The organism is Enterococcus sp. DIV0802b (genome assembly GCF_050543535.1).
Classification (GTDB): domain Bacteria; phylum Bacillota; class Bacilli; order Lactobacillales; family Enterococcaceae; genus Enterococcus_D; species Enterococcus_D entomosocium.
The window spans coordinates 193,207-209,171 of sequence record NZ_CP172941.1 but is presented as its reverse complement, the minus strand read 5'-3'; the positions used below and the strand labels follow the sequence as shown (position 1 = coordinate 209,171).

Sequence of the window (15,965 nt, the reverse complement as noted above, 5' to 3'; positions counted from 1 at the left end):
TTATCTTAGTGTTCTCTTTTGGTGATCATCTCACTGACTTGCTGGCCACTGAGGGTCACCATCGGCATACCGGCACCGGGATTGACCGTACCGCCAACGAAGTAAAGATTGTCGTAGCGTTCGCTGTGTTTCGGGTGTTTAAAGCCATGATTTTTTTTGCGATTAGAGACCGTGCCGTAGATGGCGCCGCGATGTGACAAATAATTCTTTTGGATGTCTTCGGGTGTCCAGCGGTCTTCATACACGATGTGCTTGCGTAGATCCGTTAAGCCCATGTTTTCCAGCTTGATCAAGATCCGTTCACGAAAGGCATCGTATTCCGCTTCCGTAAAGGGTTTATCCTGCAAATAAGGGATATGAGGCAAGATTTTGATGTTCTCATGCCCTGCCACTGTTTGCGAAGGATCGGTTTTGTTGGCATTGACCAAATAGATCGTTGGGTCTTCCGGCAGCTGATGCTGATGGAAATTTTGATCAAAGTTTTCTTTTGAGGCATTGGAAAAGAAAAAGTTGTGGTGCGCCAGTTGCGGATAGGAGGTTTTGACCCCTAAGTGCAAGACAAAGCCAGAACTTGCTGGTTCAAATTTTTCTTCCAGTTTTTGAGTAAAGGCCGGCGCTTCTTCTAACAGCTCTTCATAAGCCGGGATCACTTCCATGTTGGAAACAAAATAGTCGGCTTCGATCAACGTGCCATCATCCAAACGAGCGGCACGGATTTGTTCCTGTTCAACGATCAATTTTTCCACTTTGTGTCCCGTGTGGAAGGTCACACCAATCTCTTTTGCTAAGCAAACGATGCCTTCGGCTAACCGATGCATCCCGCCTGGCACGTACCAGACACCTTGGGCATGCTGCATGTAGATCATCATGTTCAAGACGGCTGGGGCGTCATAAGGAGACGAGCCGACATACTTGATAAAATAGCTCAGCATGTCTTGCAGCTGCGGATTGCTGACACGTTTTTGAATGGCATCATGCATGGAAGAGAAATAATCAAAGCCTTTCAGCGCTTTGATCACGCCGTGATACTTCAAGATTTCTTTCGTGGTATCTAAGCCTTTCTCGAAATAGCCTTTTTCCGTGATATCATAAATCTTTTGCCCATAGTCCAAAAAGTCTTGGTACTCTGCCATGTCTTTTTCCGACAAGTGGGGGTTTTCCTTTGCCATGCGGGCAAGATCGCCATAGAGATCAATCTTGGTGCCGTCGGGGAAAAAGGAGCGCCATTCCAATGGCAATCGGCGAATCGCAACATAATCCGCCATATCGCGATTGCTGCCAGTAAATAATTTTTCAAAAATCTGCGGCATCGTCAAAATCGAAGGACCTAAGTCAAAGCCGAAGCCGTTTGTTTCCAGTCGGTTCAATTTGCCACCTAAATGGTGATTTTTTTCATATAGTGATACATCAAAGCCATTTTGGGCTAATGAGACCGCCGCTGATAGACCACCAAGTCCGCCGCCGATCACTACAACTGTTTTTTTCTCATTCATTGAATTGCTCCTCGTTTGCTTTAATAAACGTCCCTATTTAGCCAATTCTTTTCACCGAAACAGACGGTTGCGTCTCACTGCAACTGCGTGTCTTCGCACTATTTTGGCATTGGCAACTTGAATCAAAGGATCGTTTTTCTAGATAATTCTATAGTATCACACCTTTGAAAAAATGACGGGGATGAGCCTACCGGTCAACTGATGCTGTTTTTTCTCAACCATGATTTCAGCGAATGAAAAAACAACCTGCTGGAAAAGAAAGGAAACCCAGTCATTTCGCCCATTCCGAAAATATTCTTTTTATAACAACAATTATCAGAATAGTTGAACATTTTTGACGTTAATACCAGCGAAAAACAAATCTTCGTATGGTTACGAAAAAACGCGTTTGAGCCAATTTGGAATATCCTGTACATTGAATGTAGCGAAAGTCCTTCCCCCAATCATTAAAAAAAACAAATGGGCCTTCTCAGTAAGACATTGCTTAACAGTGACTCTTTTTGATAATGACACGTATTGTCGCCCTTTCCTAACACTTATAAGGAGTATTGATATGAACTTAAAAACGATCCAATCAGCCGAAGAATATGTAAACTTTTTTGACGTAGAATTTATCCACTCGCCCTGTTCTTATACACACCCAAAAATCTTTAATTTTTATCTCTCTTTGCGCCAACGATTCTTGGCGATCTATGAACAAGACGAGGGTACTTTTTTCGAAAAAATGTCGTTGCTCTTAGATATCGACGCACAGCTGCAAATACTAAAAGAACTTTATGTTTTAAAAATTTCTTCTCTAAACGAGTATACGGAAGAAGAGATCATTCAGCTGACGGTCAAAGACAAAACCTGTTTCTATCGGGAATTGACCGGTCTTCAGCTAAACCAAAAGGCGCCTTGGAGTTTGATTTACTTAAGTGAAGCCCAATGATTTCGCCCACATTGATCGATTGAATTGAAAACCGCTGGTTCCAAAGGCTTGCATCCGTACCTGATGCATTCCCCACTTCCCCTTCCCACACTCCTGCACAGCTGCGGAGAGTCAAGCCATTAAAAAAGAAAGCATCTTTCCTTCTCACTGTCTAAGCAGTGAAGGAAAAATGCTTTCTTTTCATGTAAAAGGCCCTTTCTAGCAACTCTTTAGGTCAAAACAGAATGGGAAACTAGAAGAGGTCTTTTAGGGCAAATTGGCGGGTGACGTTAGGATTGATCCGTTCAAGCAGCCGATTCCAGTCAGAAGAAGAAGGGATCGTTTTGAAGACGATACATTCAACGATATCTCGAAATTCGGTCGCATGCTCGGCATAGTTCGTCACTAGCAGATCAATGGTATTTTGTTCTAAATACTGAGCATTGACTTCCCCTGAGTCAGGATAAAAGACTTGATGGGATCGGCTAAAATAGCGGTTGGACCAGCCCTCAATGTACTGAACGATATTGTTATTTCCTTCGAAGATAAAGGCGATATTTTTTCGGGGAAACCAATGACGTTCTCGAACAGATTCAATAAAAATCACTAAGTTTGCACAAAAATCCGTCAGATACTCCACAGAATAAAGGGTGTGGTACTCGCAACTACTTTCTAAAAACTCTCGGTAAGCAGCAAACTCCTTAGAAAAAGTTTTCTTAATAAACGCATTCACATCATAAATATTACGATTGGCCGAAGTGGATAAGCACTCCTTCAATTTGGCAGAAGTAAAAAAGGATTCGATCAGAATCTGATCTTCTTTAGGCTTTTTCGACGATACATTCAACATCTGATAAAACTCGTTGGTCAACGTGCGAATCTCGGTCCAATGATTATAAGAAAGACAAAACTTTTGTTCGACGATCACATTTTGCAGTTTTTTCTTTGTGATAATGCTAACAAACAAAAAGATAAGTTCATCGTTCGTCAATCGACATTGAAAGTACTTTTCAATAATGCCATTGATTCGCTGAAAGTGCATCAGCTGAATACTGTGTCGCAAGGCGTGGTACAATTCGTCGTTGATTTGCACAGTTTTGCCTTGCATAAATCGCTCAAGCGAAATATAAAGTAGATACGTATATTGTGAAAACGAAACGGTGTGATAACTATTTTTGTCAAACATCCTGCCGATTTCCGTTACTGCCTGTTGGACCGCAGCAGGCGGAAAGACAGTATGGGGTGTGCTATCTGTTTCATAGAAAAAGGTACAGAAGAAATTGCGGATATCTGCTTCTTGTCCAACGATATTCAGGGGATCTAGTGCTAGTTGGAGATCAAAACGTGCCAGTTGTTCATGAATGCGCTGCAAGTATTTTGATAAGGTACTCTTGGATAAAAACAAGCAGTCCGCCCACTCATCGATCGTCTTTAACTCTCCAATAAAAATATTTTCCAATAAAATAAAGAGCGGTTCATTCGCTAAAAGCGAGGCTTTTTTCTTTTCATACTGTGAATAATCAAATAGTTCAAACGAATAGCCTTGATTGGTGGAAGTGATCAGGATCAACCCACAGAAATAATCATTAATCTGACTGATGTCTTTGCCAATCGTCCTTGTAGTACTACTTGTTACTTCAGCCAAATGGCTGGCACTGCAAATTTCATTTTTTTCAAATTCACTTAGAATCTGCAGCCATCGGACGGTCGATTTGCTTGTGACAAAACTCAATTGAAAATTTTTCAAACATAAGCTCCTTACTAAGAATTTCTTTTTTGCGGCTAATTTACGCATGAAAGGCGCCTAAGCAGTCTCATTATATCGGTTTTCATCCTACATAAAAAATCGGTTTTTTCATAGACTGATGAAAAAAAGCGTTGTGTCCAGACTACTGTCTTATAACAATTATTTTATCGGCTATTAAAAATAGTGCAAGGATTTCGCTTTTGCTTTCATCAGATTCTGCTTAAGAAATAAGAAAATTCTTTGTATCATTTGCTTCATTTTGAAAAAAAGCTGCTATGTTGAAAATCACCTATGTTTTCTTTATTTGTCTAAATGTGTCTGTCATGATGTTTAAAAGCTGTTCATATTGCGTTTCTTGACTTACTTTTTTCATCTGCACGTTAAAGTCCTGTTCAATAAATTGTTTGGGTATCAACTGATCCATTTCTATTTTTGAAAGCCTCTCGGTACATTCCGCTAACAGTTGGTAATCCTTTACGAGTGTTTGCGGCAGCTTGTATGTTTGTGTAAAAAAGGAATAGCTCGCATTCTTTTGAATCGTTAGTGCCACCTGCTTTTGAATCAAATAGTGTAATTTTTCTAATTGCTTATCTGTGACGGATCGTTCACCGTTTTGTTCAAATAATTGACAGTAATAGTCTAAAAATTCGCTATTGGCCATCACTGCCTCAAAATCCGTTTTATTTATTCTCATAAAATGTTCCCCTCTTTTTTTATTTTATGCATCACTGTGTAAAACATTCTTTTCGTTTAACAGAAAAAAAGAGCAGCTCATTTATCTCTTCTACTTTTTTATGGTTAATCATTTCTTGTTAGTTCTTTTCAACGATCAATACTGATTAGAAAAAAAGGAGTAGACTTATAATTGATGCACTTCCTGATTATTCGCTCCCCTACTTCGTTAGCAAGTTTTTATTCGTAGGGGTAATAACTGTAACGATTTTGCTTCTCCGCTCATCATCAATAGCATTCGAACCTACCATTTGTGCTGCTGGCTGACCGATCTGTTCACGCCAGTTTATGGGTTAGCAACTGTTACGGTTATGTGAAAATTATAAAGAATCTATGCACGATTTTTTTAAACATTTTTTCGGTTTTCATGAAAAAAAAATTAAAATCGTTGCTCCCAAAAAATTGCTGGAAAAAGACAAAAAAAGAAAGTATCCACGATACTCTCTTTTCGGCAATCCTTATTTTGTTAAAAAAGCGATTGGATCGACCAATTTCGCTTGGCTCAAGCTAGGCGATGCACTGACTTCAAAGTGCAGGTGTGCGCCTGTGCTATTGCCCGTACTACCCATGAGCGCAATCGTTTCTCCTTGTTCCACTTGTTGACCAACCTTCACAAGATTCTGTTGATTGTGAGCATAGAGTGTCGTCATCCCGTCCTCATGGAGAATCGCTACATAATTCCCCCAAGAAGGATGAACCTCTGAACGGATGACCGTTCCAGATTGACTCGCCATGATGGGTGTCCCAAACGCTGCGGCAAAGTCAACGCCCCGATGAAAGCTTCCCCAACGTGGGCCAAAAGTAGAAGTGACAACGGCTTTTTCAACAGGAAAAAGATACGTCTCACTTGCGGTCACATCAGGTTTTTTCTGATCATAACGGGTCAACGCATAGGCTTCGATCAATGCGGTCAGCTTTTGATCATACGCGGTATCAGTGGCATACCGACCAGTCAAATAATGGGCAGCTTCTTGATAAGAAGCCGCTTCTGATTTCCATACACCTTTATAAAAATCAGACTGCTGTCCGACCCCTTCTTTCAACAAACGAGCATAGTCCATCAATGACTCTTTGTACCCAGTATATTGGCGGAACGTTGCCGTGATCGTATAGTGATTTCCCGAACCATCATCTTCTTGTGTCCGAAAGGCAACACCCTGTCCGTGATAGGTTCCTTTGATACCAAAGAGATTGAAGTACGGCGCCTGACTCAATCTGCTTTGACCGCCACCTGATTCTAAAATAGCCTGTGCAATCATGACAGAAGCGTACAAATCATTTTTCAAGCCAATATCTCGGGCATCTTCGCCGATTTCTTGGATAAAATCCCACACTTCTTTTACTGGTGTGACCGTCAAGCTCGTTTCGCTACCTTGCTGCGTTATAGGATCGGATTGACTTGGCCCGCTTGGTGCTTGGGTACTTGGTGGTATGATCGGAGACACAGCCGCCGGTGTTTCTTGACTTGCATCACTGTTTGCTTCTGGTGTCGGTTGCGTTTCTACAGGTTCTGACGGTTGGGGCTTCTCTGGCTGCGTCTCAGGTTTGGGCGCTTCAGGCTTCGTTGGTTTTTCTGGTTTCGGTGCTGGGGTTGGTTCTTCTGGCTGAGAAGGCTCTGGCTTACTCGGTAGTTCTGGCTCTGGTTTCGGCTCTGGTTTCGGTTCTGGCGTCGGTTGGGGATCTGGGGTTGGTTCTTCGGTTTGCTCTGTTCCCTCCGGCGCTGTCTCAGATCCTTCTGGTACACTTTCTACAGGTGCCGATCCTTGCTCCGAATCGGACACTTGTCCTTCCCCTGCTGGAGCAGTTTCTTCAACCGTCCCTGCTGTGCTGCTACTGTCACTTTCTTGTGCAGCTGTTTCTGATGTTTGGGCAACGATCGTACCTTCCGATGCAACAACCGCAGCTGAAACTGGCACACCAGCTAAAAGTTGTCCGCAAACCAAAAGAAGCGCTACCCCTTTTTGCGAATGCTTCATAGGCGATTTCCTTTCTCTCCTTTTTTCACTTAACAACCTCTATCAAAAAAACATGTTGTCATCCAAATAGTAAATAAATATCAATTCTCTTTTATTATACTACGCTTCGTTTTTTCGACTCAAGCAAATGACTCCCGTGCTTGTCAAAGAGAACGAGTTGTTGGAAGAATGGGTCTACTGGTAAAGGATCACGTTTTGCATCCAATTCGTTATCGAGTCTGGGTTGCAGCTTTTACTTTCTGTTGCCTAAGATCCTCTGGCGTCATCAGAAAAAAACACAGTTGTTCAAATGGGCAACTGCCAGTTGAACAACTGTGTTTTTATCGTCTTTTCTTACTTCATTAGCTTTTTATTTAGCGTTTGGAGCCTTTCTATTAGCGTTTCGTTTTCTCAAGTTTATGTATGATTTTTGGCAATTGGTTTCTCAGGTCCTTGCTATACTTACCGTGAACGATTGATATTCCCGGAAATGTTCTGCTGGTAGTCAGAGCCTTCAAGGCACTGTGGCAAGAACGCCTAACAGTTGAACGTTTCATTATCTGTGTAAATGATTATGCTATAATTATTTAAACTTATTTTTCGGAGGCTGACATGAAAACATTTCAATTAAAATTCATGCGAAATCGCACGTTGATTCGCTGGCTGCAATTGTTGAATGAATTTGAGAAAAGTCCCTCCCGTACACTGGGAGAACTCGCTGAAGTGACCGAGAGCAGTACGCGTACGTTGATTACTGACATTGCTAGCTTGCGAGAGTATTTTAAAGGGGCTATGGCGATCCATACAGCAAAAATCGGGTATCTTTTTGAAGAAATCGATCATGATAGGTATCGAAAGCAAAAGCAAGAACTGATAAAAGATGAACCGATTTTCCAGATTTTAGAAAGTATTTTTTATGATGAGCAGCAAACCCTCTTTGATTGGAGCTTAACGCTTAATATTTCTGAACAAGCGCTGATCAGCTACTTCCGGAAAATACAGCCATTTTTATCCCCTTTCGGTTTAAAAATAAAAACGGATCCCGTCTCTTTGGCAGGTTCGGAGATCGATATACGAAAATTTTTCTGTCTTTTTTACTACGAGTCTGACATTAATGTCCACACGTTATTTCCCTCGATCCATGTACAAGATGCGGTGATGGAAATCACTGACCTTTTGGAAACGAAGGCCTTACAGAGCTCTTCGTTTTCTTATTTTGCTTATATCCTTTATATTAGCGTGGAGCGCAGCAAACGCGGTTTACTTGCTGCCCCCTCTCCAGAACTAAGCGAGTTAGTTAAAAAAAATGGTTTACTTTCAAATTATGAGGACCTTAAAAAGATTATCCAGCGTTATTTTACCTTTGAGTTTCCTCAAGAAGAAGCAATCTATCTTTTGACTTGCATCATTTGTCGTCGCAAACTCAACACCGATCTAGAAACAAGCAAAGTGTTTTGTCTTAACTATAACCACTGGCCCGCGATCAAACAAATCACTGCTGATTTCTATGCCCAAAATCGCGGCAACAGCTTTGATGAACAAAAAGATTTGCTTTGGTTAGAGTCATTCTTCACTATTTTCAAGCTTCGTGAGTTGTTATCGCCAACGATGAACGTCAACATCGATGATTTGAATGCTTTCGTCAAAGAAAAATTTGCGGCTGAATATAAAAAAAATCGCCAGTTTTTGCTCTCACATCCTCTTGTGAAAACACTCTATTCTTTCGACCATTTGGATGATTTTTGTGCAAGTCTCACCTTCCACATGGAAGCCATCATTGAAGAGAATTGGGGCACACGGAGAACTATAGCTGTTATTTTTGAAGGTAACGAGTATGTTTGTGAGTACGCCGAAAGTATTATCCGAAAATATCTTGGCGTTTATCATGAAATGTACTACCCTGATTCAAACGAACTCTCCCACGAGTATTTAAAAGAAAAAAACATTAATTTTCTCATTACTAACTACTCCGAATACGCCACTGAATACTTACTGGATGTTGAAAGTGTCTTATTAAAATCAATACCCGACGCTGCCGATTGGAATTATCTTTTGAATCGAATCAATCCGAGAATTTTGCGGTTGGTCGTTCTTGATAATACGTAGTAATTCCAATCATTCACGCCGCTTCTCCAAAGAAAGAGAATTGATATTTCCTTGTCGCCTTTAAACGAACGCCTGACTAATCCTCCCATATAAAGCTGTTCTTTTTTAGTGGAAGCAGCTTTATATGGGACTTTTCCAATGAATCAAGTACGCTTTTTCCTTCTACGCCGCTACTATCAGCAATCATTGCTCTTTGGATTGATCTGCACTTAAAAATGTCCGTTTCGTAAAAGCCAGTGCGCCTACGAGGGTCATGAGTACGATGATTGGATGAGAAGATGCAGACAAGATCCCCAAAATCGCCGTCAACAGCGTGCCCGTATAACTCAAACCGATTGCCCATTGCTGAAGCCTTGAAAGCTCTCGCAGCTGCCCTTTAAAGGCCACCCCCAGCATCATTGCTCCGACAAAAGATAAAAGACCAAAAACTACATGTAAAAGTAACATTCTTTTTCCTCCTTTCTTAAATGTTCACATCGATCGCTTCAGCGATTCGTCTGCCGTATTCTGGGTCCGCACGGTAAAAATGCAAGACCTGCCGTTCTTTGATCTGTTGATTTTGAACCTGTCCCAAACTTCCCGCAATCGTTTGAATTAAACGTGTTCGTTCTTCTTCTGAGAGCAAACGATAAAAATCACCTGCTTGGCTATAATAGTCTTCACCGTAAGCAAAGGAACCGATCTCTCCTTCTAACGAATAGTGGATGCCCTTGGCATGCGGGTTTTCTTTGATGCCATCGAAACTGTTCGGTTCATAATTGATCCCTGAAGAATTCGTTTTGGTATTCATGAAACCATCCTGTTGGTGATTATGGACGGGCGCTTTTGGCGCATTGATCGGCAACTGGCTGCTATTGGGTCCAACTCGATAACGATGCGCATCACCGTAAGCAAACAGCCGACCTTGCAATAGTTTGTCCGGAGAAAAATCAATCCCTGGAACGATATTGCCCGGTGAAAAAGTGACTTGCTCGACTTCGTTGAAATAGTTCTCTGGATTGCGATTCAAAGTCATTCGTCCCACTTCAATGAGCGGATAGTCTTTTTGTGAGACTGTTTTGGTCACATCAAAAAGATTGACGGCAGCTGACCAACCTTCTTCAAAGGGAATGATTTGAACATAGAGTGTCCAAGAAGGATACTCCTTTGCCTCAATCGCTTTATATAGATCTTCAATATGATAATCAGGATTGCTTCCCGCAAGTTCTGCTGCGAGTGCCGCACTCATGTTCATAATGCCTTGATCCGTCCGAAAATGATATTTCACCCAAAAGCGTTCTCCCTCTGCGTTGAGCCAAGCGAATGTATGGCTCCCATACCCATGCATATGACGAAAGGTTGCCGGTAAGCCCCGATCCCCCATCAACAGGCTGACTTGATGGAGGGATTCCGGTGAATGAGACCAAAAATCCCATACCGCCTCTGGATTTTTCAAGTGCGTTCGCGGGTCTCTTTTTTGGGTATGGATAAAATCAGGAAACTTCAACGGATCACGAATAAAGAAAATCGGGGTATTATTGCCCACGAGATCATAATTCCCCGCTTCCGTGTAAAATTTAACCGCAAACCCCCGAGGATCGCGCAACGTATCCGCAGACCCTAGTTCTCCGGCAACCGTTGAAAAGCGAATAAACATCTCCGTTTCTTTCCCGATGGCTGAAAGAAACGCCGCTTTCGTGTACATCGTTACGTCGTTTGTTACTCGGAAGACCCCATGAGCCCCCGCACCTTTCGCATGAACGACCCGTTCGGGAATCCGCTCACGATTAAAATGTGCCAGTTTTTCTAGCAAATGGACATCGTGAATCAACACTGGGCCACGGCGCCCCGCTGTCAAAGAATTCTGGTTATCCGCTACACTGGCTCCTTGCGCAGTCGTCAACTTTTTTTTCATATCTTTCCTCTTTTCTCTATAAAATCAGTCAAGTGCAATTACTCTCAACAAAATACTTCTAATTAGTACAAAAATTATCATTATTCTTAAAATATATCAATTTATTTGCTCGTAAATAAGAATTAATTTAGATTTTTGACCATTCCCCAACTTTTCTATCGAAGTATCCAGGTTTTGCAGCAAGCCTCATGAATAGAAGGAAGCACAAAAAAGCAGTGAAGCGTTGGCTTCACTGCTGCTTTGCGTTCAATTCGATCCGAGACCACTCTACTGGCGATCAATTATTTTTTGCTGCCTGCTGCTTATTCGGCAGCTTCAATATCCTTGGCGATTTTTGCGACATCGATCTCCCGCTGCAAATAGTCTTGGTTGTCGATAGGAAAATGCTGACGAAATTCGGCTAGTTCCATCAATTCGACTTCGCCAGCTGCCACTTCAAAGTCTAAGACATGACCAGCAAATGTGCGATCATCACTAATAAAATGCAAATGGAAACCGGCGGCCGCAGCACCGTGGAACAGCAACGGGGTAAAGAACCCGACGATCGTGCCGCTGATATCTTCTGCTTGAAATTCCGGCTGATGCTGGATGATCTCAATGAATTTTGGGTACGGTTTTTCTTGCTTTGGGGCAACGCGGACGTGCATCTTGGTAAATACCCCATGAATCTTGACAGCGGAAAACAAATTCGGGCTGACTTCTGTCAGGACGTGGTTTTTCACTTCTTCATCGGTCATTTCTTGGCTGACCTGCAGGTGCTTCGCCGCAGAAAAATCAACGACTGCCGCATAGGGGGTTCCTTCATTTCCTTGGAGCACTTGTACCTTGCCCGACTCGTCTACATGGTAGATTTCACCATCTAAAATAATCACTTCACCATTGGAACCAGCCAAAGTACCAATCCCAAAATTGCCATATTCAAGCATTTTTCCGATTTGCTCCGTGCCATCCATTAAATCCTGCATCAACCCACCTAGGGTGCCATGCTGATATAAATAACTTTTGTTTTTCACTTTCATCTTGATGCTCCTTTGGTCTTAATAAAATTGATCAGGTAGGATCGTTTTGCCAAGATCGGCATTGTCTGAATAATCCACAGGGATATCAATGATCACTGGACCATCCGTTGCAAAGCCTTCTTCGATGGCTGCCATCAATTCTTGTTTGGTGGTTGCCCGTAAGCCTTTGGCACCAAACGCTTCGGCATATTTCACGAAATCAACTGGTCCAAAATCAACCCCAGAAGCACGATCATATTTCATTTCTTCTTGGAATTTCACCATATTGTAGGTACCGTCATTCCAAATCAAGTGAATGATGTTTTGTTTCAAACGGACGGCTGTTTCTAACTCTTGGGCAGAAAACAAGAAGCCACCATCGCCAGATACAGAGATCACTTGAGTATTTGGTCGCACGAGCGCTGCCGCGATCGCCCACGGCAAAGCGACCCCTAAAGTCTGCATGCCATTACTAAAGAGCAGATGCCGTGGCTCATAACTGCGGAAATGACGGGCCATCCAAATGTAGTGGCTGCCGACATCCACCGTCACCGTCATGTCATCGGTCACTTCTTGTTGCAAAGCATCAATGATTTCCAGGGGATGCAAGGTATTGTTGCTGCCTTCGACATCCGCTGGTTTTTCATTGAGTTTGGTTTGCAGCGTCGTTAAATAGTTTTGAGCGTCTTCGGTCAAGTGATACTGATCGATGGCTTTTGATAGTTGTTCAATAATTTTCGCGATACTGCCCATCAGTTCAACTTCTGGCTGCATAAATGGATCGATCTCCATAGGTACTTCATCGATGACGATCACGCGGGCATCTTTTTCCGCATTCCAGTTGCGAGCTTCGTATTCGATCGGGTCGTACCCCACAGCGATCACTAAGTCGCTGCGTTTCAACAGCATATCACCAGGCTGATTGCGGAACAAGCCGACGCGGCCAAAGAAATGCTCTTCTAATTCACGAGAAATGATCCCAGCGCCTTGGAAGGTCTCTACGACAGGCAACCCAGTTTTTGCAACTAAATGACGAATCGCTTGTGTTTCTTTCACGCCTGAAGCCCGCATTCCTAAGAGTAGGACAGGCAGCTTGGCTTCTTTGATCCGATCGACGAGTGCCTGGATATCTTCTGCATCGGCACTGCCTAATTTAGGCGAAGATAGTGGTTTGATCGCTGCCCCTTGAACGGTTCCGTCCGTCACATCTTGAGGAATGGATAAAAAGCTCGCCCCTTTTTTCGCTGTTTTTGCGATGCGAAAGGCGTTGGCAATACTTTCAGAAAGGGTTTCAGGATCTTGGACTTCACTGCTGAATTTCGTGATCGGCGCAAACAATGCCGCATTATTCATGCTTTGGTGGGTCAATTTTGAAAGGTCAGAACGCTTCACTTGGCCTGCTAGTGCCAGGACGGGATCACCTTCGGCAGTTGCCGTGACCAACCCAGTCGCTAAATTACTGGCTCCTGGTCCACTTGTCGCAATGACGACTCCTGGCTCTCCTGTCAGGCGACCGATTGCTTGTGCCATAAATGCCGCGTTTTGTTCATGTCGTGCCAAAATCAACTCTGGTCCCCGATCACTCAACACGTCAAATACGCCATCGATTTTTGCACCGGGAATCCCAAAGATATAAGGCACCCGATGATTTTCTAAACTTTCAACAATGATTTCTGATCCTTTTGCACCCACTGTATTACCTCTTTTCAAAAACTGTATTAATCACAATACATATAATAGCACTTTTTATTTATTTATCAACGAAAAACACTTATTAATATCTGTACTATAAAAACGTAGTTTTTTAGAGAGCGTTTGCATCTGCTTCAGACCGCAGGTGTATGTCTTTCCATTTTTCCGACAAAAAAAGGAGTGGATCACTCCACCCCATAAATCCTTTACTGTATCAGAACACCTCTAAAAAGAAGCTTCTTTTGTCGGTTTTTTATTCTGCTGGGACATTTTTTTCCGTCAGCCAACCGACAGCCAGTGTCATGGCAGCTCGTGCAGCTTGGGTCTGATCCATCGCATTGACCATCACAAAATCATGGATGATTCCTTGCAGACGTGCTTGGGTAACTTCCACGCCAGCTGCTCGTAAATGCTGCGCATAGGCTTCCCCTTCATCCCGCAAGACATCTGCTTCCCCCGTAATGATCAACGCTGGTGGCAGATCGGCTAACTCCTCTTTGGTCGCTCGTAAAGGAGAAGCGGTAATTTGATTCCGCTGTGTTTCATCCGTCGTGTATTGATCCCAGAACCATTGCATCCCTTCTTTGGTCAGAAAATAGTTTTCGCCAAATGCTTCATACGAAGGCGTATCAAAGCGGGCATCTGTCACAGGATAGAACAATAATTGCTGTGCGATCGGAATGCCACCACGGGCTTTCGTTAACAAGGTCATAACAGTCGCCATGTTCCCACCTACGGAATCGCCAGCCACGGTCAAACGGGTAAGGTCTAAGCCTTTGACATCGACAAATCCCGGTAATTGCTGCAAGACCGCATAATTTTGCTCGATCGCCGTTGGGTATTTTGCTTCTGGCGAACGACTGTATTCAGGAAAAATGACGATCGAGTTGGTTCGTACCGCCAATTCACGGATCAATTTATCATGAGTTGCGGCACTGCCGAAGACCCAGCCCGCGCCATGGAGATAATAAATGACAGGGAGAATCGCATGATTTCCTTCAGGACGAACAAAACGAACATTGATGGTCCCCCATTCGCCTGTATCTACGGTCTGATCTTCTATCTCAACCGCCAGTTTATTGACGGGTGACTCTTGGACTTGTTCCAATAGTGCGCGCCCTTCTTCTGGCGGTAATTCATAGATCCGTGGGTGCGGTGCATTTGCCTCACTAAATTCAACGGCTGCTTTTTCCAACGAAATTCTATCTGTCATACGATTCTCTCCTTTTGTTTGAAATCGTTCGTGTTGACCTTAAGGGTACCACCAAGTCATTCTGATGCAAAGAATCTTGCTTCCTTCTGCTTCCAGGCATTTTGTTCGACAAAAAAGGTGGTTTTTGCACTCTTAACTGCCTTGCCTTCATGACCGATAACTGTAAGACACTCGCTGTGTAAACTTCCCAAAAAACTGAAAGGCGTAGGTAAGTACGTATGAAATTCACATTAGATGAAACACAAAATAACCGTCTGCTCGCTGCTATTTTTCAAGAACTCGCTGTCATAGTCTTTGATCCGCAAAAAGAAGTTGTTTTCGCCAATGCCAACATGACTGATATCCTAGGGTACAGCCAAGAAGAAATCATTGGCTTGCCGCATCGGACCTTTTGTTTTGACCATTATGCTGCCAGTACGGATTACCAAGCTTTTTGGAATCAACTGCTGTACTCAAAGCAACGGTTTCAAGACAAAATCATCCGAAAAAACAAACAAGGAGAAAAACTGATTTTAGAAGGAATCTACTTCCCCGTCCTCGATGAGCAGCAAGAAGTCGTCAACGTCGTCAAAATCGCTTTTGACATTACCCAAAGAGAACAAGCCTTAGCGGTCACTATCAAAAAAGTGCAAGAAAGTGCTGCTTCCCTGACACGACTTTCTGCCAACGGGCATCAGCAAGTCGATCATTTGTCAGAGAACTTGGCGCAAGTCAAACGGCTGTCTGATCAAAATCAAGCAACGACCCATGCCTTAGAAATGGATAGCCAACAGGTGACAGCGGTGCTGCATGACATCGACCGCATTGCACAACAAACCAAACTGCTATCCTTCAACGCTTCCATCGAAACAGCACGGATCGGCGAACAAGCAGCTGGCTTTCGGGTAGTTGCCGATGAAATGCAAAAATTAGCCGAACAGACCAAGCAGTTGACCCAAACCATTGCCGCAACCATGCAAGCCATCAACCAACAAGCCTTAGTCGTGTTAGATAGTACCGAGTCGACGACTATGAAAATCAGTGATTCGCAAAAAAGTCTCGCTGCCGTTTTGCATTCTTACGACACGCTGCGAACGACGGCCAGTCTTTTAAACGATGAAGCCGAGTATTTAACAGAGACCAACAATGCTGAGTTGGAAACCACATAAAGTGAAAGAGAGCGCCGCTGTTTGCGACGCTCTCTTTGTTTTTTTGACCAATAAATTGATTCCCTATTTGATTTCAT

The 15,965-nt window shown here is 43.1% G+C and carries 12 protein-coding genes; 3 read left to right on the top strand and 9 right to left on the bottom strand.

All coding sequences use genetic code 11. The features are described from left to right. Positions 1-5: 5 nt before the first annotated feature. A complete protein-coding gene (locus tag IGJ12_RS00970) occupies positions 6-1,493 on the bottom strand; it encodes a phytoene desaturase family protein (RefSeq protein ID WP_430619260.1) in 1,488 nt (495 codons plus the stop codon). 553 nt (positions 1,494-2,046) lie between these two features. Here IGJ12_RS00970 and IGJ12_RS00965 point away from each other — a divergent pair. Next, positions 2,047-2,424 carry a DUF7006 family protein gene (locus tag IGJ12_RS00965; RefSeq protein WP_005232663.1) on the top strand — a complete coding sequence of 126 codons (378 nt, stop codon included), beginning with the start codon at positions 2,047-2,049 and terminating at the stop codon, positions 2,422-2,424. 232 nt (positions 2,425-2,656) lie between these two features. Here IGJ12_RS00965 and IGJ12_RS00960 read toward each other — a convergent pair whose 3' ends face one another. From IGJ12_RS00960 to IGJ12_RS00950, 3 genes are all read right to left on the bottom strand, one after another. Beyond that, positions 2,657-4,150, bottom strand: coding sequence for a helix-turn-helix domain-containing protein (locus IGJ12_RS00960; protein WP_223347152.1), 1,494 nt, complete (start codon positions 4,148-4,150; stop codon positions 2,657-2,659). Between the two features lie 289 nt (positions 4,151-4,439). Next, entirely contained in the window at positions 4,440-4,844 is a 405-nt protein-coding gene (locus IGJ12_RS00955) for a hypothetical protein (protein ID WP_061053586.1), read from the bottom strand. A gap of 496 nt (positions 4,845-5,340) precedes the next feature. Then, entirely contained in the window at positions 5,341-6,858 is a 1,518-nt protein-coding gene (locus IGJ12_RS00950; RefSeq protein ID WP_005232667.1) for a peptidoglycan DD-metalloendopeptidase family protein, read from the bottom strand. A gap of 591 nt (positions 6,859-7,449) precedes the next feature. Between IGJ12_RS00950 and IGJ12_RS00945 the strand changes: the two genes are divergently transcribed. Next, the gene (locus IGJ12_RS00945) at positions 7,450-8,943 is read left to right on the top strand and encodes a helix-turn-helix domain-containing protein (protein ID WP_142437297.1); all 1,494 of its coding nucleotides are present in this window, start codon (positions 7,450-7,452) and stop codon (positions 8,941-8,943) included. 183 nt (positions 8,944-9,126) lie between these two features. Here IGJ12_RS00945 and IGJ12_RS00940 read toward each other — a convergent pair whose 3' ends face one another. From IGJ12_RS00940 to IGJ12_RS00920, 5 genes are all read right to left on the bottom strand, one after another. After that, positions 9,127-9,390 (bottom strand): hypothetical protein, encoded by a 264-nt coding sequence (locus IGJ12_RS00940; RefSeq protein ID WP_077453058.1) that lies wholly within the window; start codon positions 9,388-9,390, stop codon positions 9,127-9,129. Between the two features lie 16 nt (positions 9,391-9,406). After that, complete coding sequence (locus IGJ12_RS00935) at positions 9,407-10,837, bottom strand: catalase (RefSeq protein WP_430619259.1); 1,431 nt, start codon at positions 10,835-10,837, stop codon at positions 9,407-9,409. Positions 10,838-11,139: 302 nt separating this feature from the next. Beyond that, positions 11,140-11,856: an acetolactate decarboxylase gene (gene budA, locus IGJ12_RS00930; RefSeq protein WP_005232672.1), complete on the bottom strand. Its 717-nt coding sequence runs from the start codon at positions 11,854-11,856 to the stop codon at positions 11,140-11,142. Between the two features lie 18 nt (positions 11,857-11,874). Beyond that, positions 11,875-13,527 (bottom strand): acetolactate synthase AlsS, encoded by a 1,653-nt coding sequence (gene alsS / locus IGJ12_RS00925; RefSeq protein ID WP_430617653.1) that lies wholly within the window; start codon positions 13,525-13,527, stop codon positions 11,875-11,877. 253 nt (positions 13,528-13,780) lie between these two features. Beyond that, the gene (locus IGJ12_RS00920) at positions 13,781-14,740 is read right to left on the bottom strand and encodes an alpha/beta hydrolase (RefSeq protein ID WP_016611560.1); all 960 of its coding nucleotides are present in this window, start codon (positions 14,738-14,740) and stop codon (positions 13,781-13,783) included. Between the two features lie 218 nt (positions 14,741-14,958). Here IGJ12_RS00920 and IGJ12_RS00915 point away from each other — a divergent pair, with 218 nt between their 5' ends. Then, positions 14,959-15,888: a methyl-accepting chemotaxis protein gene (locus tag IGJ12_RS00915; protein ID WP_008376493.1), complete on the top strand. Its 930-nt coding sequence runs from the start codon at positions 14,959-14,961 to the stop codon at positions 15,886-15,888. Positions 15,889-15,965 lie beyond the last annotated feature (77 nt).

What these genes read in the sequence shown, in the direction of transcription:
- IGJ12_RS00970 (WP_430619260.1), bottom strand. Translation starts at nt 1,493, where the DNA reads ATGAATGAGAAAAAAACAGTTGTAGTGATCGGCGGCGGACTTGGTGGT.
- IGJ12_RS00965 (WP_005232663.1), top strand. Translation starts at nt 2,047, where the DNA reads ATGAACTTAAAAACGATCCAATCAGCCGAAGAATATGTAAACTTTTTT.
- IGJ12_RS00955 (WP_061053586.1), bottom strand. Translation starts at nt 4,844, where the DNA reads ATGAGAATAAATAAAACGGATTTTGAGGCAGTGATGGCCAATAGCGAA.
- IGJ12_RS00950 (WP_005232667.1), bottom strand. Translation starts at nt 6,858, where the DNA reads ATGAAGCATTCGCAAAAAGGGGTAGCGCTTCTTTTGGTTTGCGGACAA.
- IGJ12_RS00945 (WP_142437297.1), top strand. Translation starts at nt 7,450, where the DNA reads ATGAAAACATTTCAATTAAAATTCATGCGAAATCGCACGTTGATTCGC.
- IGJ12_RS00940 (WP_077453058.1), bottom strand. Translation starts at nt 9,390, where the DNA reads ATGTTACTTTTACATGTAGTTTTTGGTCTTTTATCTTTTGTCGGAGCA.
- IGJ12_RS00935 (WP_430619259.1), bottom strand. Translation starts at nt 10,837, where the DNA reads ATGAAAAAAAAGTTGACGACTGCGCAAGGAGCCAGTGTAGCGGATAAC.
- budA (WP_005232672.1), bottom strand. Translation starts at nt 11,856, where the DNA reads ATGAAAGTGAAAAACAAAAGTTATTTATATCAGCATGGCACCCTAGGT.
- IGJ12_RS00920 (WP_016611560.1), bottom strand. Translation starts at nt 14,740, where the DNA reads ATGACAGATAGAATTTCGTTGGAAAAAGCAGCCGTTGAATTTAGTGAG.
- IGJ12_RS00915 (WP_008376493.1), top strand. Translation starts at nt 14,959, where the DNA reads ATGAAATTCACATTAGATGAAACACAAAATAACCGTCTGCTCGCTGCT.